This is a genomic window from Chryseobacterium glaciei (genome assembly GCF_001648155.1).
Taxonomy (GTDB): Bacteria; Bacteroidota; Bacteroidia; order Flavobacteriales; family Weeksellaceae; genus Chryseobacterium; species Chryseobacterium glaciei.
In genome coordinates this window covers 2,299,340-2,319,883 of sequence record NZ_CP015199.1, presented here as the reverse complement: position 1 = coordinate 2,319,883, position 20,544 = coordinate 2,299,340, and the positions used below count along the sequence as shown (strand labels likewise).

Below are 20,544 nucleotides of genomic sequence, written 5' to 3'. Positions count from 1 at the left end.
AATTCGCTTTGCTTGTCAATTTTAAAATTCACTTGCGGAGCAAATTCACTATTCACCATTCACATTTTATACAAATGCACTGAAACCCGTAATCGATCTTCCGACGATCAGTGAATTGATCTCTTTTGTTCCTTCATAAGAATAAATTGCTTCTGCGTCAGCAACAAATCTCGCGACATCATATTCAAGCAAAATTCCGTTTCCACCCAGAACTTCTCTCGCTCTGGAAACTATATCTCTTGTTCTCAGCGTACAGAAAACTTTAGCTAAAGAAGCGTGTTCATCTTTTAAAATACCTTCATCCTGCATTTCAGATAGCCTAAAAACCATCGTTTGCATTGCAGTAAGATTAGATAACATCTCAACCAAATGTCCCTGAATCATTTGAAAAGAAGCAATCGGTTTTCCGAATTGTTCTCTCGTTCTTGTATAGGCTAAAGCACTTTCATAAGCTCCTCGTGCGCAACCTGTAGCCATCCAAGCAACTCCGGCTCTTGTCATTCTCAATACCTTTCCTGTATCTTTAAATGAATTCGCATTTTGTAGTCTGTTTTCTTCGGTAACTAAACAATCCGTCAGCGTAATTAGTCCATTTTGAACGATTCTTAGTGCCATTTTTCCTTTAATTTTCTCAACAGCATAGCCAGGATTATCTTTTTCAACGATAAAACCTTTTACTTCATCATCGTCTAAATCTCTTGCCCAAATAATAATTAAATCAGCAAATGTTGCGTTCCCGATCCATTTTTTCTGACCATTTAAAATCCAGCCTTCAGGAGTTTTTTTACAAGTTACCGTTAGACCTCCCGCTGCACCGGAACCTACTTCAGGTTCTGTTAAACCAAATGCTCCGATTTTCTCGAATTTCTGCATTTGAGGAAGCCATTTTTGTTTTTGTTCTTCAGATCCACAAATATAAATAGATCCCATTGCCAAGCCGGACTGAACACCAAAAAACGTAGCAATAGAAGCATCAATTCGCGCCATTTCCATCGCAATAACTCCTTCCATTAAAAATGGCATTCCCGGACAGCCGTAACCTTCGTAGGTCACTCCGCAAATATTTAATTTTTGAAATTTTGGAATTAATTCATGAGGAAATTCGTCTCTCAGCCAATAATGATTCACCAAAGGTTTCACTTCTTTTTCCATGAAAGCCCTTACTTTAAGCTGAATTTCGCGTTGTTCAGGCGTCAAAGTGTGATAAATATCGTAGAAATCTCCGTCAATTGGCGGAAGTTCTTTCTTTTTCTTGTTCGGATCCAGCATTTTCATCAATCCTCCCAATTGTTTATCATCTAATTTTGAAAAGCTTTGCATCAATTTCGGCAAATCTACCTTTTGAGAAATGGCACTCAGCTGATCAAAATCTATTGATCTGAATAATTCTATCGTGTTTCTGATTTTAGAAAAAGTATTAGACATAGTTATCGTGTGGTTTTGATTTGTAAAAAATATGCAAAAATCAATCCGAAAAATAACTCATTCAGCTTTATTTATTTTACAAAATGTTGATTTTTAATTCATTAAATCAACTTTTCGCTTTACAAATTTTTTACTCGCGATTTTCAAACATTACAAACGATTCAGGCTCAACTTTGGAATAAGCAAAAACATTAAAACATCTACTTATGAAAACTACTTACATCAAATTATCATTAGCAACAGTTCTTTTATTAGGAATTTATTCATGCAAAAAAGGAGAAGCAACAGCAAGTAAATACGAACTTGAAAGTACAGCAGATTCAGCAGCAGTCGTGGTTTCAGACAGTGTTTCGTCTGTTGCAACCATGAAAGTAAAAGACAAGCAATTCATCAAAACTGCAGAAGTTAATATGGAAGTGAAAGACGTCTATGAAGCAACAATTTCCATTGAAAAATCTATTCAGCAACTTGGCGGATTTGTTACAAAAAGTAATTTGCAGAGTAATGTTGTTTCAGAAGATACTTATAATACTTCAAGCGATGATGCAATGTTGGTGAAAAAATTTCAGACTGAAAATACGATGCAGGTTCGTGTTCCGACTGATAAATTGGGAGAACTTTTGACTTTAATTAATGATAAAAAATTGTTTTTAAACTCAAGAATTATCAATGCAGAAGATGTAACCGCCGGAATCAAATACGCAGAACTGGAAGGAAAAAGAATAAAAAAAAGCAGTGAAAATATTTCTCAATTAAAAGCCAATAAAGACAAAGTGAAATTAGACGACGATAATATGTCTGAAAATAATCAACAACAATTGGCAAATATGGATGTAGCTGATAATTTGAAATACAGCACCGTTGACATCTATATTAAAGAACCCAAACTTAGAATTGCAGAAATCGCAGTTACCAACACACAAAATATTGACAATAAATATAAATTCAATTTTATTTATGATGCAAAACATGCTTTTGTGGAAGGCTTTTATTTAATTCAGAGAATTGCGGTTGGATTAATTACCATTTGGCCCATTTTATTGATCGCAACAGCTATTATTTATTTGTTGAGAAAAAGAAAATATTTCAAAAAGCCGAATCAGATTTAATTAAAACTATCCTAACCGTCGTGGTTATCAACATAATTTTAGATTTTACAAACCTCCATTTCAGGAGGTTTTTTATTTTTTTCAAAAAAAAAACTGTAACGATTATCATACTGCCCTTACCTACTGTTTAAAGAGTAAATAATTAAAAACTTAATCATATGAAAAATTTAGTAAAACTTGGGTTCGCAGTACTATTATCAGCAACCTTCACAACAGCAAAAGCGCAAAACAGCAACCCAGAAAACAGTACACTTTGGGAAGTTTCAGGGAACGGACTCACAAAACCTTCTTATATTGCAGGAACGTTTCATACAATGTGTAGTTCGGATTTTGAGATAAAATCGAAAGTGATGAAAGCTCTTGAAAAAACTGATAATTTCGTCATGGAAATTAATTATACAGATCCCGCTGAAATGGCAGCCATGCAGAAAATGTATCAGACGGATAAGAAACTATCAGATCAGCTTACTCCTGCGGAGGCAAAGGAATTAGACAAGATCCTCAACGATTATGGAACAGATTTAAAGAAAATGGATAATTCAAGTTCACAAGGTTTGTATTCACTTATTGCATTGAAATCTACACCATGTCCTCAAACTGAAATGAAATTTTATGAAATAGAACTTCTTAAAAATGCTATTAAAAGTAAAAAGAAAGTCTACGGGCTTGAAAAAGTAGAAGAGCAGTTCACCTCCATCAATAAAGCTTATGATTTGAAAGCTGTCATTGAGCAGTTAAAAATGGGAAAGGAATATGAAATCCTTCTTAAGAAAATGGTAGTTGCATTTAAAAATGAAGATGTGACTTCTCTTTACACACACTTTAAGAATGACAAAATAATGAATGCCAAACAGGAAAAAGCCATGCTTACGGACAGAAATAATAACTGGGCAGAAAAAATGCCGGAAATTATGAAAAAAGAAAGTTCGTTCTTTGCAGTGGGAGGTGCTCATCTTATGGGTAAAAACGGAGTGATCCAACTTTTAAAATCGAAAGGATACACCCTGAAACCAATATCAAGCCTTTAACATATAACAAACCATGAAATCACTGTGAGCAATTCAACCGAAACTGCTTTCTTAAATCTCGTCAATAAGCACAAAGGCATTTTGTATAAGGCCTCGCGCATCTATGCAGATTCTTTGGAAGACCGGGAAGACCTTCAGCAGGAAATTCTTATTCAGCTTTGGAAATCGTATCAGAACTTCAAGGGGAATAGTGAATTTTCAACATGGATGTACCGCGTAGCCATTAACACCGCCATTACTTATTTAAAAAAAGAAAAAAAGCGGACAAATAATCACACGGATGTGCCCGATCACTTTGAAGTCCAAAACGAAGATTACAATCCTGCAAAAGACAAGCAATTGGAAGTTTTTTACACTGCAGTTCAAGAACTTAAACCTTTAGAAAAAGCCGTTATATTTTACTTTATGGAAGGTATGTCACATAAAGAAATCGGGGACAACTTAGGACTTAGTGAAGGCAATGCACGTGTAAAACTGAACAGAACAAAAGAAAAAATACTGCAAATCATAAAAAAATCAGGCTATGAATTTTGATCAATTAAAAGAACAATGGAATAATGAAGACGCCGATAGCGTCAACATTCCCAACAACATAGAACAATTAAAGAAGAGCAAACATCCTATTGAAAAGATCCAAAAAAGTATGAAAATGGAATTTCCATTTCAGATTATTGCCATCATTCTTCTCGGATTCTTTCCACAACAATTAGATTTCCCTGCTTCACAACATGTTATTTATTATACCTCTTACGCCATGCTTGTGGTAATATCTTCTTATTACTTTTTCGGATTCTATAAATTTTATAAGCAGACCGAACTGTATACCGGAAATACCCAAAACAGCCTTTGGAAAATATATCATGAATTGAAACTAAACATGGAAAGATATCAATCTTTCGGGTTTCTTCTTCTTCCTCATTTTATGATCACATTAGGACTGGTGCTTTATAATATGTTGGAGAAAAAAGGAGAATCTTTAGAAAATATGTCAAGCCATTATCAGCAGGTTTTGATACTGAGCGTTCTCATAGGAACTATCGCGATTGTAGCAAGTATTGTTTTATGGACAAAATATTTCTATGGAAAAAGTGCCAAACAACTCGAAAATATACTGAACGAAATAGACGAATAATTTTACAATTCATCTATCAAAAACTAATAACCATGAAACCTCAGACTTGATCTGGGGTTTGTTTTTTAAAAATTTGTTATTTATAACGCTCAAATTTATCTGAGGTTTTATTTTTCCTTAAATTTGCAAATTAGAAATTTAACAACACCAAATTTTTTAGAAATTTTTATTCAAAAAATTAATTTCTAGAATTAATAATCTAAATCCCTAAGAAATATATGTTATCAAAAATAAATCCTACACAAACAAACAGCTGGAAAGCTCTTGATGAACATTTTGCTGGAAATGATTTCGAATTAAGAAGCCTTTTCCAATACAATCCGAACCGTTTTGAAGAGTTTTCACTAAAAAAAGACAATTTTCTTTTTGATTATTCTAAAAACTTAATTGATTCAAGAACGAAAGAACTTTTATTGAATTTAGCAGAAGAATGTCAGTTAAAAGATGCTATTTCTAAAATGTTTTCGGGAGATAAAATCAACGAAACGGAGGGAAGAGCAGTTCTGCATACAGCTTTGAGGGATTTTTCTGATAAAGAAATTTTAGTTGACGGTGAAAATATCAAACCGCAGATCAAAAGAGTTCTTGACCATATGAAAACGTTCTCTGAAAGCATTATTTCAGGATCACACAAAGGTTTCAGCGGAAAAGAAATCACTGATGTTGTGAATATCGGAATCGGAGGTTCAGATTTAGGGCCTGTGATGGTAGTTTCGGCTTTGAAACATTTTAAAACAAGATTAGACGTTCACTTCGTTTCCAACGTAGACGGAAATCATATCGCAGAAGTTGTAAAGAACTTAAATCCTGAAACAACTTTATTTATCATTGCTTCTAAAACGTTCACGACTCAGGAAACAATGACGAATGCTAATTCAGCAAAAGACTGGTTCTTAAAAGCTGGAAAACAGGAAGATGTAGCAAAACATTTTGTCGCTTTATCAACTAACGTTCAAGCAGTTAAAGACTTCGGAATTGCAGAAGAAAACATTTTCGAATTCTGGGATTGGGTTGGTGGAAGATATTCACTTTGGAGTGCGATCGGCTTAAGTATCGTTCTTTCAGTTGGATATGAAAACTTCGAACAATTATTAAAAGGTGCTTCTGACACAGATCAACATTTCCAGACAGCAGATTTTGCTGAAAACATTCCTGTTTTGATGGGATTAATGGGAATTTGGTATCGTAATTTCTATGCTGCGACAACATATGCAATTCTTCCTTACTCTCAATATTTAGACAGATTTGCAGCATATCTTCAACAGGGAGATATGGAAAGTAACGGAAAATGTGTTGACAGAAACGGTGAATTCGTAGAATATGAAACTGGGCCAATCATTTGGGGAGAGCCTGGAACAAACGGACAACACGCTTTCTATCAATTGATTCACCAAGGAACAGAATTGATTCCTGCGGATTTTATTGCCTATGCAAAAAGTCCAAACAAAGTTTCTGATCATCAGGACAAATTATTAGCTAACTTTTTCGCTCAGACTGAGGCACTTGCCTTCGGAAAAACAGAAGAAGAAGTTGAAGAAGAATTGAAAAGCGCAGGAAAATCTGATGAAGAAATTGATTTCTTGCTAAATTATAAAGTCTTCCAAGGAAACACACCTACTAACTCAATTATTTTCAATGAATTAACTCCATTTTCATTAGGGCAGTTAATTGCATTGTATGAACACAAAATATTTGTTCAGGGAGTTATTTGGAATATTTTCAGTTTTGACCAATTTGGAGTTGAATTAGGAAAAGTTTTAGCAAACAAAATCTTACCGGAACTTGAAAATAATGAGGCAATTAGCTCTCATGACAGTTCAACAAACGGGTTGATTAATTATTATAAAGGAAATAAATAAAAAAGATAATTGATGAATGATTTGATGAAATAATGAAAGTAAAACTCATTTAAAGCATTCATTTTCAATATCGAAATCTAATAAAGTAATAAAAAGTAAAATGGCACAAATTCTTGACGGATTAAAAGTATCCAAAGAAATAAAAGCAGAAATCAAGGTTGAAGTTGATAAAATTATTGCAAGCAAAAGAAGAGCACCGCATTTGGTAGCGATTCTTGTTGGAAACAACGGTGCGAGCAAAGCTTATGTAAATGCTAAAGTGAAAGATTGTGAAGAAGTTGGCTTTCAATCTAGCTTAGTTAAATTTCCAAGCACGGTTTCTGAATCTGAATTATTGGAAAAAATTGAGGAACTTAATAAAGATAAATCTGTAGACGGATTTATCGTTCAGTTGCCTTTACCCGATCAGGTTGATCAGGAGAAAATCATTAACGCAATCGATCCAAGGAAAGATGTTGACGGTTTCCACCCTACAAATTTCGGGAAAATGGCATTGGAAATGGATACTTTCTTACCAGCTACTCCATTCGGGATTTTAACTTTATTAGAAAGATACAATATCGAAACAAAAGGTAAAGACTGTGTTATCATCGGAAGAAGTAAAATCGTAGGAAGACCTATGAGCATCTTGATGGGAAGAAAAGATTTCCCGGGAAATTCAACGGTTACGCTTACACACTCTTATACAAAAGACATTGAAGAATATACTAAAAAAGCAGACATCGTAATTACAGCTTTAGGCGATCCTCACTTTTTAAAAGGTGAAATGATCAAAGACGGAGCAGTAATTGTTGACGTAGGGATCACAAGAGTAGATAATGATTCTCCAAAAGGATATTATTTGGCGGGTGATGTAGATTTTGACAGCTGTGCAGAAAAAGCAAGCTGGATCACGCCGGTTCCGGGAGGAGTTGGACCTATGACAAGAGCGATGTTGATGAAAAATACCATCATTGCTTATAAGACTTCGGTCTATAACGACTAATTTTAAAATGAATAAAGAAGAAGATATTTTATTAAAAGAAGGTAAAATGCTCCCTGTGATGGAGCATTTTTACACTCTTCAAGGAGAAGGAGCGCACACGGGAAAAGCATCATATTTCATTAGATTGGGAGGTTGCGACGTCGGGTGTCATTGGTGTGATGTAAAAGAAAGTTGGGACCCCACTTTACATCCGTTAATGAATGCAGAAGAAATTGCAGAAACAGCTGCTAAACATTGCAAAACCGTTGTTTTAACAGGTGGCGAGCCATTAATGTGGAATCTTGATATTTTAACATCCAAATTGAAAGAATTGGGATGTACCATTCATATTGAAACTTCGGGAGCATATCCTATGAGCGGACATATTGACTGGATCACACTTTCACCGAAGAAAACGGGACTTCCGAAAGAGGAAATTTATGAAAAGGCAAGTGAGCTTAAAGTAATCGTTTTCAATAACAACGATCTTAAATTTGCAGAAGAACAGGCTGCAAAAGTTTCAGCAAACTGTAGATTATATCTTCAAAGTGAATGGAGCAAACGCGATGAGATGTATCCTAAAATTACGGATTTTATTTTAGAGCATCCGGAATGGCAGGCGTCAGTTCAGACTCATAAATATCTTAATATACCATAAAAAAAGCGTAATTTAGCTCTTCGTATCCGTTATAAAAGCCGATAGATGCAAAGAATTCGATATTCTAGATATTTAAAATCGATAATTATCTTGCTAGACCTTTTGGTTATAGCGTCTGTTTTCGTATTCTTTTTTGTAAGTAGGAATGAAAATTTAAAGTACAATCAGGAAACCTGGTATCAAAATATTTTTTCTCTGGCATTATTATTTATGTTCTGGATGCTGTTGAGCGGCAGAACAAAAATTTATAATATTCCGAGAAACTTAACGTATACTTTATTTCTTGAACGGCTTTTAATTCACTTTTTACTGTTTATTCTTGGGGTTTTATTGATAGGAAAGGTAAGCTACAACGTATTTTTTAATTCTGATATTTACTGGCTTTCTTTTTATCTGTTTTTCTTTATATTTCTCGCTAAATCCCTTATCTATTTCGGAATCAAGTACTTCCGAAGCCTGGGTATTAATTACAGAAATATAATGTTCCTGAATGAAAACAGTTCTACGGAAATATTAAAAAATATATTCAGCGAAAGAAAAGATTACGGTTACAAAATTTTTGAATACGATAAATCTGAAATCAATCCTTTTGAGTTGGTAGAATTTTGGAAAAACAATGGAATACATACTTTATTTTTCCCATCAGAAAACTCTTTTGATGAAAAGAAAGAAGATGAAATTTTCCGATTGGCAGAAGCTAATAAAGTTCACATTTCATTGGTTCCGAGTATCACTCAAAATGATTTTTTCCTTTATGATCTGGCGTATATTCAGACCCAACCCGTTTTAAATCAGGCAAGATATCCTTTAGATTATTATTCGAATCATTTACTGAAAAGGATTTTTGATATTACTTTTTCGTTTTTTATATTAATTTTCATCTGTTCGTGGCTATTTCCAATCATTGCTATATTAATAAAGACAACTTCTAAAGGTCCGGTTTTATTTTTGCAGAAACGATATGGCTTTCATGAAGAGGTTTTTAATTGTATTAAATTCCGAACCATGATCGTTAATGAGGACTCTTCCACTAAAACAACTGAGGAAAATGATTCCAGAATTACGAAAATTGGTAAATTTTTAAGGAAAACAAGTCTTGACGAAATGCCACAATTCATCAACGTATTGAAAGGCGAAATGTCAATCGTAGGACCAAGACCCCACATGCTGGCCGTAGATAATTATTATAAACCGAAGATCGGAAGATACAGTTTAAGAAGCATGGTAAGCCCTGGAATTACGGGTCTTGCACAGGTGAACGGCTTACGCGGAGATTCGGGTGATAAAGAAGTTGAGATGAATAAACGTATTCTGGCAGATGCCTTTTACGTTAGAAACTGGAGTTTTGTCTTAGATATGGTCATCATTTTAAAAACTGTTTTACTGGTGATCACAGGAGATAAAAATGCAAAATAAAGTAAGGCTGAGATTAAGATTGAAACCAAACCCTAATCTTAGCTTTACTATCAATTAAATAAAAAAAGTCTAATTTAGCAGAATGTTAAAAAAGTTTTTTTCAGCGATAGGAGAATACATCATCCTCATGGGTAAATCCGTACAGAAGCCTCAGAAAATGAGGGTTTTCTGGAAGCTGTTCATGAGGGAAATTAATGATTTAGGAGTCAACTCTTTTGGGTTGGTTATCTTCACATCTATATTCGTAGGGGCGGTAGTTGCCATTCAGATGTATAATAACTTCCACTCTTCATCTTTCCCAATTCCACCTGCATTTGTAGGATACGCAACGAAAGCGGTATTGGTTTTAGAATTTTCACCAACCATTATCAGTCTGATCTTGGCAGGAAAAGTTGGCTCATATATTGCTTCCAGTATTGGAACAATGAGGGTTTCAGAACAAATTGATGCATTAGATATCATGGGAGTAAATTCACCTAACTTTTTGATACTTCCTAAAATACTTGCATGCGTTATTTTTAATCCACTCCTTATTGCCATCAGTATCGTTTTTGGTATTGGCGGAGGATATCTTGCAGGAGTTTTAACCGGAAACTGGACAAAAGCCGATTATATAACTGGTATACAAATGTTTATGCCTAATTTATTTATCTTCTATGCATTTTTAAAAACAATTGTTTTTGCTTTTATCATTGCAACAGTTCCTTCTTATTTCGGATATAACGTAAAAGGAGGTTCACTGGAAGTAGGTAGAGCAAGTACACAAGCCGTGGTTTGGACGATGGTTTTCATTATCCTTTCAGAATTAGTATTAACCCAATTAGTATTAAGCTAATGATTGAGGTAAAAAATCTTAAGAAAAGTTTTGACGAAGTTGAAGTACTTAAAGGTATTACAACCACTTTTGATAAAGGAAAAGTCAACTTAATTATTGGACAGAGTGGTTCCGGAAAAACGGTTTTCCTTAAAAGTTTATTGAATGTTTATCAGCCTTCATCAGGAGAAATCCTTTTCGACGGAAGAGATATCAATGTGATGAACCGAGAAGAAAAACAGCATTTACGTTCTGAGATCGGAACTTTATTCCAGGGAAGTGCTTTGTTTGACTCTTTAACAGTAGAAGAAAACATTATGTTTCCTTTGGATATGTTCACTAATCTAACTTTTAGAGAGAAAAAAAGAAGGGTTTTTGAGGTAATCGGAAGGGTACATTTAGATAAAGCCAACAGAAAATTTCCATCTGAAATTTCCGGAGGGATGCAAAAAAGGGTTGCGATTGCAAGAGCAATTGTAAATCACCCTAAATATTTATTCTGTGATGAACCAAACTCAGGATTAGATCCTTATACATCTAATGTAATTGATGATCTTTTGCTTGAAATCACCAAAGAATACAACACGACAACCATCATCAACACCCATGATATGAACTCTGTAATGACGATCGGTGAAAAGATTGTTTATCTGAGATTAGGAATCAAAGAATGGGAAGGAAATAAAGATGTATTGATCACAGCGGGCAATAAAAATCTTATTGACTTCGTTTATTCATCAGAGCTATTTAAAGAATTGAGAGAGTATTTACTCGAAAATCATAAAACTATTGAGAATACAATAACTAAACTAGACGATAATGAAAAAGGTATTTAGTATAGCCTTAATAGGGTTTTCTATGTTTGCAACTGCACAGATTTCACTTGCAGGTAAGGCAAATTTAATCTTTCCAACGGGTTCGCCTTCATGGAAAAACATTTCTAACACAGCCAATGCTGCAATAGAAAATACAGGTAAAAATAATGTAGGATTCAACATAGGACTTTCATTAAAAGCAAGTCTTCCGATGTCATTTTTCCTAATGCCGGAATTATATTACACGACTTTTAAAAACGAATTTACAGATCCTGTTTCTAATACAACTTTTGATATTAAAAACAATCGTATCGATTTACCGGTTCTTGTAGGTCACAAGGTGGTTGGAGATATGTTGGGTGTATTTATCGGACCTGTTGCAAGCTATAACTTAAGCAAAGAAGATACTTACAACGATTTCTCAGAAAATGCAAGAGATAATTTCACGGTTGGTTACCAATTCGGGGCTCAACTTGAAATTAAAAAATTGATAGTAAACGCAAAATATGAAGGTGCTTTCGGTAAGGACAGCAGAAACTTCATCAATAAAGTATCTGGTGAAGAAATCAGATATGATAACAGACCCAACTTATTTATGGTTGGTGTAGGTTACAAGTTTTAATTGATTCGAAAATAACAATTATAAATAATCCTCAAATTTTAAATTTGAGGATTATTATTTTGAGCCTGAAGTTCCGCTTCACGTTTTGCAATATCTGCAGCCTGTTTTTCAAGATCTTCTTTATCTTTTTGTAGTTGTTTGAATTCTTTTTTCTTTTGATCAGCTTTGATGGCACTTCCTTTACTTACATAACCAACCATTCCGCCAATTATTAAACCAATTCCAACTCCCGCCATAACGCCCATGATATGAGGAAGCCCTATTTTCTCAACAGTAAAATCGGTTGTAAGATAAAACAGCAATGTGGAGACTGCCAAAAGTATAAGTCCTGTAATTGATAAACTCTTCATAATATTGTGTTTAAGTGATTAAATTAAAAAGCCTTACCAAATTTACTAAAAATTTAATAAGGCCTTATTCAAGATTAAAATTCTATCTTAATTAAATTTTTCCTCCCGCAGCCTTATAATATTCTAAAGCTTTTGGTAAATCTTTATTAATATCTGAAATTCTTGTTTCAGGATTTGGGTGAGTTGATAAAAACTCTGGTTGCCTGCCTCCTTTAGATGCAGATTCCATTCTATTCCAGAAAGGAACGGCTTCTCTTGGGTCATATCCTGCCATAGACATTAAATATAATCCCATTTCATCCGCTTCAGATTCCTGGTTTCTTCCGTACTTCAATAAAGCAACCTGAGAACCAATTGGATATACTTTCTCAAAGATTCCAGCCCATTGAGAGTTAGAAATTGTTCCACCTAAAATAGAACCTCCGTACTGAGCAACCATTGCCTGAGAAATTCTTTCATTTCCATGACCGGCTAATGCATGAGAAACCTCGTGACCCATTACAACTGCAAGACCGTTATCATTTTTAGTTACAGGTAAAATTCCTGTGTAAACGGCAACTTTTCCACCCGGCATACACCATGCGTTTAGCTCACTGCTTTGTAATAGATTAAATTCCCAACTGTAATTCGCAAGATCTGCAGATCTACCAATAGTTTGATAATATCTTTCTGCAGCACTTTTAATTCTGCTTCCTACACTTACCACTCTTTTCGCATCCGCTGTCCCGCTGATTACTTTACCTTTAGACAATGTCGTTTTATATTCCTGTGCAGACATTGTTAAAATTTCTGAATTATTTGCAATCTGCAAAGAAGACCTTCCCGTAATAGGGTTTGTTGTACAAGCTGAAACCGATAGAGCAACAGCTCCGATTCCTAATAGATGTGTTATTTTCATATATTCGAGTGTTATTAATTCAAGCCTAACAATTTCTATTCCAAAATATATTTTAACAATATATTTGCATACATTTTGCTATATAAATTTAATAATTATTTTACTATCATGAAAAAGTATATTTCAATCATATTCGTTTTTGGATTTTTGTTTTTCTTCCAGAGTTTTTCTGCACAGGATACAGATTCCAAAACAGTCGATGCATTGGTAAATTCTCAGGAGTTTACCTTCCATGCAGAAAGAGCCAACCCTACCAATTATGATGTTATCCGAGTGATGAATTCTATGCCGAATTCTACCGCAACGAGAATTTTAGATTTAAATGGAGACTACACCATTGAAATAAAAAATAATGTTTTGGATGTTGTACTTCCCTATTTTGGAAGATCATTTAAAGCAAATTATGGTGGTGATAACAGTTACAGATTTACTTCAAAAGATTTTACAGTTAATAAATCTCAGAATAAAAAAGGAAAATGGATCATTAAAATCAAACCTAACGATGTAAATAATGTAGATGAAATCATCATAGAAGTTTATAAAAACGGAAAAGCATTTACCTCAATGAGAAGTAATGACAGACAGCCAATCTCTTATGACGGATATATTTCTAAAAATGAAGAAACTACGCCAAAACAGCCTTAATCAGAGTCTTTAGAAAGAAATTTTTCAACAAATAATTTTGCTTCGGTACTTGGATTTGAAACCATTGTCGAAGCATTTTTTTTATGGTCAAGATACGCTTCTTCTACGGAATCACTTTTTTTCATCATCGCTAAAATATATTCCTGAACCCAATACTCAAAACGTTTTTCGGCTTGTTGAGTTCTTACAATTTCAAAGCGTTCAGTTTTCTTTTTTAAATCGATGAATTCATCAATTTTAGCGTAAATCTCTCCTAAACCTTCGTTATTTAGCGCAGAACCTAGCAAAACAGGAATTTTCCAGTCTTTTTCTTTGGGCGGAATAAAATCAAGTGCTCTTTTTAATTCAAGTCTTGTATTTTTTGCTTTTTGAAGGTTATCCTGATCTACTTTATTAATGAAAATTAGGTCAACCATTTCCATGATACCTCTTTTTATCCCTTGAAGTTCGTCTCCACCCCCAATGATTTTTAAAAATAAAAACACATCGGTAATATCGGCAACCAAAACCTCGGACTGCCCCACTCCAACGGTTTCAATTAAAATATAATCGTAACCTGCCGCTTCGCAGATCATCATCGTTTCAAAAGTTGTATTCGCAACACCGCCTAAAAATCCCGAGCTCGGGGAAGGTCGGATAAAAGCATTTTCTTCCTTCGAAAGTTCTTCCATTCGGGTTTTATCACCCAAAATACTCCCTTTATTGATCGCTGAACTTGGATCAATAGCCAGAACAGCGACCTTTTTACCGTGAGAAATCACAAGTCTTCCAAAATTTTCTATAAAAGTTGATTTTCCGGCTCCTGGAACACCTGTAATTCCTACACGAACAGATTTTCCGGTGAAAGGCATGATTTGTTTTAATAAATCTTCAGCCTGAATTCTATGTTCGGCTTTTTTGCTTTCAACCAAAGTAATAGCTTTTGCGATCAACCGTTTATTGCCTGACTGTATTCCTTCTATAAGCTCTTGTGTAGAAAATTTCATTAGTTCAAAAATAAGGATTAAACCGTGAATGGTCAATAGTGAATTTGCTTTGCTTATGAATTTTTAGACATCTTTATTATCTTGAAACTATTTAAACCCAAGGATCGCAAAGTTTGTATAATAAAATTTTTGCAAACCTTGCGTTAAAAAAAATAATTTAAAGCATTTCAAAAAATTCACCATTCACTTTTTCTCTTTTCCTAATTTGTATTTCTTCTAAATTAAGTATTATTTTATCAATGAAAAAGGGAATTTCCTACATTTGTTTCAATCAAATAGTTTAAATATGAAAAAAATATTCGCCATAGCATCATTCACTGCTGTTTTATTAGCATCTTGTACGCCAAAAGCAACGACGGCAACCGCTCCGATGGCTTCAACTTCTACGGCAGAGCAAATTGCTCAAGGAAAAACAATCTTTGAAAACTCATGCACAAGATGTCATAAATTACCAGATCCTACAGCGCATACTTCTGTGCAATGGGTCGGAATTATGAATTCTATGGCTCCAAAAGCGAAGTTAACAGATGAACAACATCAGTGGGTTTACGATTATATTGTTTCTGTGAAAAAGTAATTTCTTACAATTAAATACATCTAAAGTCTTCGTTTGAAGGCTTTTTTTATTTTAACGAAATTCCTAATCCTGGCTTTTCGGATAATATTATTTTACCGTTTTCAACGAAATTTCCTATTGCATAATCATTGGAAATGAGATTTGCTCCATCCAAATCTGCATAATCGACAAGTCCTGCCAAAGCACAACCAGCAGAAATCCCGACAGTAGATTCCGTCATACAGCCGATCATGATTTTATAATTTAATTCCCGGGCTTTTTTTACCATTTCTAAAGCTGGAGTTAAACCACCAGATTTCATTAATTTGATATTAATACTTTTGTAATAAGGAATTAATTCGTCCAAAGAGTCTAAGTTTTGACAATCTTCGTCTGCCATCCAATTCGCAAAACCACTTTTATTTAATACTTTATATTGATCAATCGGTCTTGGTTGTTCTAAATAGGAAAAATTCTGAACCTCAGCATTTTCCTGAAGCCAAATACAGTCTTCATCGGTAAAACTTGCATTGGAATCTAAGGCGATATTTCTATTTAATTCTAAAAGTTTTTCAATATGAGTTTTATCTAAACCTTTACATTTCACTTTGAATTTATTCCAACTGCTTTTTTCAATTTTTTGGACCTGTTTATCAATATCTCCAACAGAAATTGTGATCGAACTTTCAATCAAATTTTCGAAAGGAAGTTTATTTAATTCAATAAAACTTTTGTTCTCTAGCTTTCCGAAAAGATCCCAATAGGCACAATCCAACGCAGAAAGTAAAAACGGATGAAGATTTAAACTAAATAAAATTTTGAAAAATTCTTTTGGATGAATGATTTTTTGAACTTCAATTTTAGCTTGAATTTCTTTTAATTTTAAAACAAAACTTTGAAGATCAATTTGATAATAATCAATCGCAACACATTCTCCGTAACCTTTACAATTTTGATAAGATAATTCTATGAGTAGAGCGTCTCTTTTGTCGTAATTTCCGTAAGCGATTGAGAATGTTTCTTTTAAACGTAAAATTTTGAGTTCAAAACGTAATTCCATTATTAAATTTACAAAAAAAGGAGACTTATTTCGTCTCCTTATTCTTTTTAGTTTGTTTTTTCTTCGGCATTTTAGATTTCACAAATTTTTTGCGTCCTTTTATTGAATCAAGACTGCAGGATGTGAAACAGTACTTTTCTGCTTCATTTAAAAACTTCAAAGCATTTCTTAAGCTTCCTCTTTTCTCGGAAAGCAAAGATCGGTAAAGCCAAATGACTGATTTATCAATCCCTTTAATTTTCAAAGAATATCGGATCAGTTTTTCCGCTTCATGGAAATCTTCGTTATCCAAAAGACATTTGATGTAATATTGTGGAACATTTAAGTTCGTCACATCGCAGAGCATTGCTTCTTCAAAATACAGCTTTGCTTTTTCGTAATCGATTAACATTTCGCTGTAGATTCTTCCCATTAAACACAGGCTGTCTGCATCTTCAGGATCGTAGGACAGCGCATAATTCAGCGCTTCCAGACAATCCGGTAAGCTGTAAGGATAATTATCAAGAGCCTCGAAGTAATACTTACTTTTAGTTAACGTCATTCTTGTAGTTTTTTAATTCGGTTTTCAGGACGTTTCTTTGCTTTTTGAAAGATCTTTCCTGATAATTCTTTTTAAAATCTGTTCCAGAAAATGTACGAATCGGATTTCCTCTTTGCACCTGCAAATGATTATTCCATGTTTCCTGCATTCTTTTTTGAAGTTGAATAATATTCTGTTCCAAAACTTTTTCTTTTAATCTTGTTATGGACAGTTTTTTATTCTCCAATTGTGAACGTGTATCCTGTACGAAAACACTTTGTCCAGTAGGTAAATGGGTCGCGCGAACAGCTGTGTTCACTTTATTCACATTTTGTCCGCCACTTCCCTGACTTCTCGCTGTTTGGAATTGAATATCTTTTTCATTAAAATTAATCTTCTCTAAACCTTCCAATTCAAAAACACCGATGAACCAATTGCTTCTTTTGTGCAGTTTCCGGAATGTACTTTTTCCTGTCCAGCAAATACTTCCTAACCATGTTTTTAAAAATTCAGATAAATCTTTTGATTTTAAAATGATGGTTACGGATTTTAATGTCAGATTTTCATCACCGTTTTCGCGGTGTATGATTTCGTAATCTATATTATTATTTTTTACTTCCTCAAGGAAAACCTTCAGAACTTTCGCTACTACCCATTGGCATTCTAAAGGTCCTCTTCCTGAGGTTATTTGTATGAGTTTTTCCATTTTTGTAAAATTTTTAAGATAGCATCTCTGTTTTTTGCTTCTTTAATAAATGTTGGTAATTTTTCTACCATTCGCATTCTGTAAGGCAATCGTGTTCTAAGATCTGATGAAACATAATTTTCCATTTCCAAAAGGTGTTCTCTATTTCTAGCCCAGAATAATTTCCCTTTGAAATCTTCCTGAAAATAATAAGGGCATCCAAAAACCTGATCATGAATCAAACCCTCTTCTCTTAAAATAGAATTGAGATATTTCTCAAATTTTGGTTGAATATCAAACCTTGAATCACACTCATCACATTTCACAGGTACATTTTTAGGCTTTTCTTTTAAATTACCTTGCTCATTATGAATATGATGACTGCAAATAGGACAGTTAAGTTTAATTATTGCTTTATAAACGACCAAATCCAGCCCATTTTTCTTCAAATCACAATGCCTGCATTCTAATATTGCTTGTTTGTAACTGTGTTCATTTTTAACAACAGCATCTTCTCCACAATCTGGACAGACAACGAGAATGCTCTCATGATAATTGAAATATTCTTGTTTGTATCTTTTTGTCATTTTTTTAAATTTTCTTTTTGTCATTTTGGTGAAGGATATTCAAACCTAACAGGTTTTTGAAACCTGTTAGGTTTAGCCTTACTAATAGTCGTCAGTGAAAAATCCATCAACCAACAACTATAACCCATCAACCAATTTATCTATCCATCCTCACAATTCTTGGTTGAAAAGTTCCGAGGATATCTACCAATTCGCTTTGGGCATTCATGACTTCGTTGATGTCTTTGTAAGCCATTGGTGCTTCTTCGGTGTTTCCACCCATCAAAATGACATTCTTTAATTTCAATTCTTTTTTGATGTCATTTTGAGTGAAAAGGTTTCTGCATTCTCCTCTTGAAAAAGCTCTTCCCGCACCGTGTGAAGCTGAATTCAACGAATCTGGATTTCCTTTTCCGCGAACGATGAAACCTTTTGCGGTCATTGATCCGGGAATCATACCCAATTCATTTTCATTGGCGGGAGTTGCGCCTTTTCTGTGGACGATCATTTCTCTTCCATTGTGGATTTCTTTCCAAGCAAAATTGTGATGATTTTCGATTTTAGCTTTTACTCTTCCTCCGACCGCTTTCACCAATCTTCTGTGAATATCGTCGTGACAGGCTGAAGCATAATCTCCCGCCAAGTTCATCGCCGTCCAATATTCTAATCCGAGATGCGTGTTTAAATCCAGCCAGGCAAAGTTTTGCGCTTCTTTTGGCAATGGACATTGTTCTGTTGCAACTCTTGAATAATATTGAGCGATCTCAGCACCCAATCCACGCGAACCGCTGTGAGAAAGAATTCCGAGGTATTTTCCTTTTGGAAGTCCGATTTGCTCGTCTTCTTCTGTGATTTCAACTTCTCCGAATTCTACAAAGTGGTTTCCACCACCGGAACTACCCATTTGTTTGATGGCTTTTCCTTTTAATCTTTTCAAAATCGGGATCATATCGAATGTATCTCTGTCGAAAATTTCATGATCGACGTGAGATTTATGCGTTTCGTACATTCCGAATTTGGTATGTTCGGCAAGAGCTTTTTCATATTTATCTCTTGCTCCATCCAGATATGAAATAGGGGTATCCAAAATACTGAGGCTCATTCTGCAGCCAATATCCATGCCGACTCCGTAAGGAATTACCGCGTTTTCTACTGCGAGAACTCCGCCAATCGGAAGTCCGTAACCGCTGTGAGCATCAGGCATCAAGGCTCCCTGTATTGCAATCGGAAGTTTCAATCCTGTGTATAATTGATTTTTTGCTTCATCCGAAATATTGTTTCCGAAAATCTGAAAAGAAGTACGGTTGGCATTCAACATTCTTTTTTCTGTTTTCTTGGATGAAAGCAAGGCTTCTGCAATTTGTCCGAAGGTTAAATCTTTTTCGAAATCTTCCGGATTAGTCAGAATTTCTTTTAAAAGAGATTTTACATGATGAATATTTTTCGTTGCAAAATTTCTTTTCATGACTTCCAAAGCGATGTTTACACTCTGATTGTTTGGATAGCCTATTTTTAATATATCTTTTCCTTTAAGTTTTAAATTTCCCATTGTTTTTGTTTTAAACATTTAGCGGACGCATTCGTCCATAAAATAATCTGCAAACTCTGTTGCGGACATTTTTTTGTAGTGAAAGTATTTTCTACTCTCGATAAGATCAATTTTTTCATCTTCATATCTTAATTTGCCTAATCCCCCATTTATTTTTTTACAAATAATTCCTTTAATTTTATGTTGATTTAAATAAGAATCTAGTTCATCTATTTCTTTTTCTAAATCTGAGTTTAAAGGTTTGTAATGAGTGATCATATACGGTTTTACTTGTAAGGTAAACCTCCATGGCTCGATGAATTCGTAATAAACGTTGTATCTTTTTCTGAACGGATCGTATTCTTCTCTTTTCAGAAAGTATTGTTTTTCTCTGATTGTTAATCCCAATTTTGGATCATTCCATTGGTAGGGTAAAAGACGACCTAGCTTCTGATCTCTCGGTACATATATTTTTCTTCCGAATTTTCTTTTCTTTTTTAAAAATTTTCGGGTTTCAGAATACATATAGGTGTTGATCTTCGAAAGAATTCCTTCAAAAAACTTTCCGTCTTTAGTTCTTTTCACGTCATCTCTGACCACAAAGAATCTTACAAAACCTTTCTGATAAGGATTTTCCAATGGAACTAACGGAATTTTTCTTCTTGTTTCCCAAAGTTCTCTATTACGCTTATACTTTTTTCTTATCTGCTTTTCTACATCTTTTTTTATTATTCTTTTTCTGCTTCTCAGACTTCTCAATCTTGAAAACAGAAGGTTATCATTTTCCATTAATTATAGATATTAGAGGTGAAGTATCTGGATTTAGCCTATGACACATCACATTAAATCTTTGTCAACTAATATTTTAGTTGATGAGTTCTTCAAACCTCATAGGTTTTTGAAACCTG

General features: G+C 34.1%; 23 protein-coding genes. 13 read left to right on the top strand and 10 right to left on the bottom strand.

The features are described from left to right. Positions 1-66 precede the first annotated feature (66 nt). Positions 67-1,425, bottom strand: a complete 1,359-nt coding sequence (locus A0O34_RS10410) for an acyl-CoA dehydrogenase family protein (RefSeq protein ID WP_066754378.1) — start codon at positions 1,423-1,425, stop codon at positions 67-69. A gap of 206 nt (positions 1,426-1,631) precedes the next feature. Between A0O34_RS10410 and A0O34_RS10405 the strand changes: the two genes are divergently transcribed. The 11 genes from A0O34_RS10405 (at position 1,632) to A0O34_RS10355 (ending at position 11,842) form a co-directional block, all read left to right on the top strand. After that, a complete protein-coding gene (locus A0O34_RS10405) occupies positions 1,632-2,534 on the top strand; it encodes a DUF4349 domain-containing protein (protein WP_066754376.1) in 903 nt (300 codons plus the stop codon). A 158-nt stretch (positions 2,535-2,692) separates the two neighbouring features. Next, a complete protein-coding gene (locus A0O34_RS10400) occupies positions 2,693-3,562 on the top strand; it encodes a TraB/GumN family protein (RefSeq protein WP_066754374.1) in 870 nt (289 codons plus the stop codon). 24 nt (positions 3,563-3,586) lie between these two features. Then, a complete protein-coding gene (locus A0O34_RS10395; protein ID WP_066754372.1) occupies positions 3,587-4,096 on the top strand; it encodes an RNA polymerase sigma factor in 510 nt (169 codons plus the stop codon). Beyond that, positions 4,086-4,694, top strand: coding sequence for a hypothetical protein (locus tag A0O34_RS10390; RefSeq protein WP_066754370.1), 609 nt, complete (start codon positions 4,086-4,088; stop codon positions 4,692-4,694). Before A0O34_RS10395 ends, A0O34_RS10390 begins: the two co-directional genes overlap by 11 nt. A gap of 218 nt (positions 4,695-4,912) precedes the next feature. Next, positions 4,913-6,553 carry a glucose-6-phosphate isomerase gene (gene pgi, locus A0O34_RS10385; RefSeq protein ID WP_066754368.1) on the top strand — a complete coding sequence of 547 codons (1,641 nt, stop codon included), beginning with the start codon at positions 4,913-4,915 and terminating at the stop codon, positions 6,551-6,553. A gap of 100 nt (positions 6,554-6,653) precedes the next feature. Next, the gene (locus A0O34_RS10380) at positions 6,654-7,538 is read left to right on the top strand and encodes a bifunctional 5,10-methylenetetrahydrofolate dehydrogenase/5,10-methenyltetrahydrofolate cyclohydrolase (protein ID WP_066754366.1); all 885 of its coding nucleotides are present in this window, start codon (positions 6,654-6,656) and stop codon (positions 7,536-7,538) included. 7 nt (positions 7,539-7,545) lie between these two features. Beyond that, on the top strand, positions 7,546-8,175 hold the full coding sequence (locus tag A0O34_RS10375) for a 7-carboxy-7-deazaguanine synthase QueE (RefSeq protein WP_066754362.1): 630 nt from the start codon (positions 7,546-7,548) through the stop codon (positions 8,173-8,175). A gap of 45 nt (positions 8,176-8,220) precedes the next feature. Then, a complete protein-coding gene (locus tag A0O34_RS10370) occupies positions 8,221-9,591 on the top strand; it encodes an exopolysaccharide biosynthesis polyprenyl glycosylphosphotransferase (RefSeq protein ID WP_066754360.1) in 1,371 nt (456 codons plus the stop codon). Positions 9,592-9,673: 82 nt separating this feature from the next. Then, complete coding sequence (locus tag A0O34_RS10365) at positions 9,674-10,426, top strand: MlaE family ABC transporter permease (protein ID WP_066754358.1); 753 nt, start codon at positions 9,674-9,676, stop codon at positions 10,424-10,426. Next, positions 10,426-11,241 carry an ABC transporter ATP-binding protein gene (locus A0O34_RS10360; RefSeq protein ID WP_066754356.1) on the top strand — a complete coding sequence of 272 codons (816 nt, stop codon included), beginning with the start codon at positions 10,426-10,428 and terminating at the stop codon, positions 11,239-11,241. Before A0O34_RS10365 ends, A0O34_RS10360 begins: the two co-directional genes overlap by 1 nt. After that, positions 11,225-11,842, top strand: coding sequence for an outer membrane beta-barrel protein (locus tag A0O34_RS10355; RefSeq protein ID WP_066754354.1), 618 nt, complete (start codon positions 11,225-11,227; stop codon positions 11,840-11,842). The genes A0O34_RS10360 and A0O34_RS10355 overlap by 17 nt, the downstream gene beginning before the upstream one ends. A gap of 38 nt (positions 11,843-11,880) precedes the next feature. Here the strand turns inward: A0O34_RS10355 and A0O34_RS10350 are convergent, their stop codons facing one another. Continuing rightward, positions 11,881-12,192, bottom strand: a complete 312-nt coding sequence (locus tag A0O34_RS10350) for a hypothetical protein (RefSeq protein WP_066754352.1) — start codon at positions 12,190-12,192, stop codon at positions 11,881-11,883. Positions 12,193-12,283: 91 nt separating this feature from the next. Beyond that, on the bottom strand, positions 12,284-13,090 hold the full coding sequence (locus tag A0O34_RS10345; protein ID WP_066754351.1) for a M48 family metallopeptidase: 807 nt from the start codon (positions 13,088-13,090) through the stop codon (positions 12,284-12,286). Positions 13,091-13,198: 108 nt separating this feature from the next. Here A0O34_RS10345 and A0O34_RS10340 point away from each other — a divergent pair, with 108 nt between their 5' ends. Continuing rightward, a complete protein-coding gene (locus tag A0O34_RS10340; RefSeq protein ID WP_066754350.1) occupies positions 13,199-13,735 on the top strand; it encodes a DUF4251 domain-containing protein in 537 nt (178 codons plus the stop codon). Here the strand turns inward: A0O34_RS10340 and meaB are convergent. Continuing rightward, on the bottom strand, positions 13,732-14,721 hold the full coding sequence (gene meaB / locus A0O34_RS10335; RefSeq protein WP_066754348.1) for a methylmalonyl Co-A mutase-associated GTPase MeaB: 990 nt from the start codon (positions 14,719-14,721) through the stop codon (positions 13,732-13,734). The two genes, A0O34_RS10340 and meaB, sit on opposite strands and share 4 nt — an antisense overlap. 286 nt (positions 14,722-15,007) lie before the next feature. On the opposite strand from meaB, the gene A0O34_RS10330 reads away from it, so the two are divergent. Further along, complete coding sequence (locus A0O34_RS10330) at positions 15,008-15,298, top strand: c-type cytochrome (RefSeq protein ID WP_066754345.1); 291 nt, start codon at positions 15,008-15,010, stop codon at positions 15,296-15,298. A gap of 46 nt (positions 15,299-15,344) precedes the next feature. On the opposite strand, the gene A0O34_RS10325 is transcribed toward A0O34_RS10330, so the two are convergent. From A0O34_RS10325 to A0O34_RS10300, 6 genes are all read right to left on the bottom strand, one after another. Further along, on the bottom strand, positions 15,345-16,337 hold the full coding sequence (locus A0O34_RS10325; RefSeq protein ID WP_066754343.1) for an enolase C-terminal domain-like protein: 993 nt from the start codon (positions 16,335-16,337) through the stop codon (positions 15,345-15,347). A 25-nt stretch (positions 16,338-16,362) separates the two neighbouring features. Beyond that, entirely contained in the window at positions 16,363-16,878 is a 516-nt protein-coding gene (locus A0O34_RS10320) for a tetratricopeptide repeat protein (RefSeq protein ID WP_066754341.1), read from the bottom strand. Then, positions 16,865-17,563 carry a peptide chain release factor H gene (gene prfH / locus A0O34_RS10315; RefSeq protein WP_066754340.1) on the bottom strand — a complete coding sequence of 233 codons (699 nt, stop codon included), beginning with the start codon at positions 17,561-17,563 and terminating at the stop codon, positions 16,865-16,867. Before prfH ends, A0O34_RS10320 begins: the two co-directional genes overlap by 14 nt. Then, positions 17,542-18,129 (bottom strand): primosomal protein N', encoded by a 588-nt coding sequence (locus A0O34_RS10310; protein WP_066759618.1) that lies wholly within the window; start codon positions 18,127-18,129, stop codon positions 17,542-17,544. The genes prfH and A0O34_RS10310 overlap by 22 nt, the downstream gene beginning before the upstream one ends. Before the next feature lie 136 nt (positions 18,130-18,265). Further along, on the bottom strand, positions 18,266-19,657 hold the full coding sequence (locus tag A0O34_RS10305) for an RtcB family protein (protein ID WP_066759616.1): 1,392 nt from the start codon (positions 19,655-19,657) through the stop codon (positions 18,266-18,268). A gap of 18 nt (positions 19,658-19,675) precedes the next feature. After that, positions 19,676-20,425 carry a hypothetical protein gene (locus tag A0O34_RS10300; protein ID WP_066754336.1) on the bottom strand — a complete coding sequence of 250 codons (750 nt, stop codon included), beginning with the start codon at positions 20,423-20,425 and terminating at the stop codon, positions 19,676-19,678. Positions 20,426-20,544 lie beyond the last annotated feature (119 nt).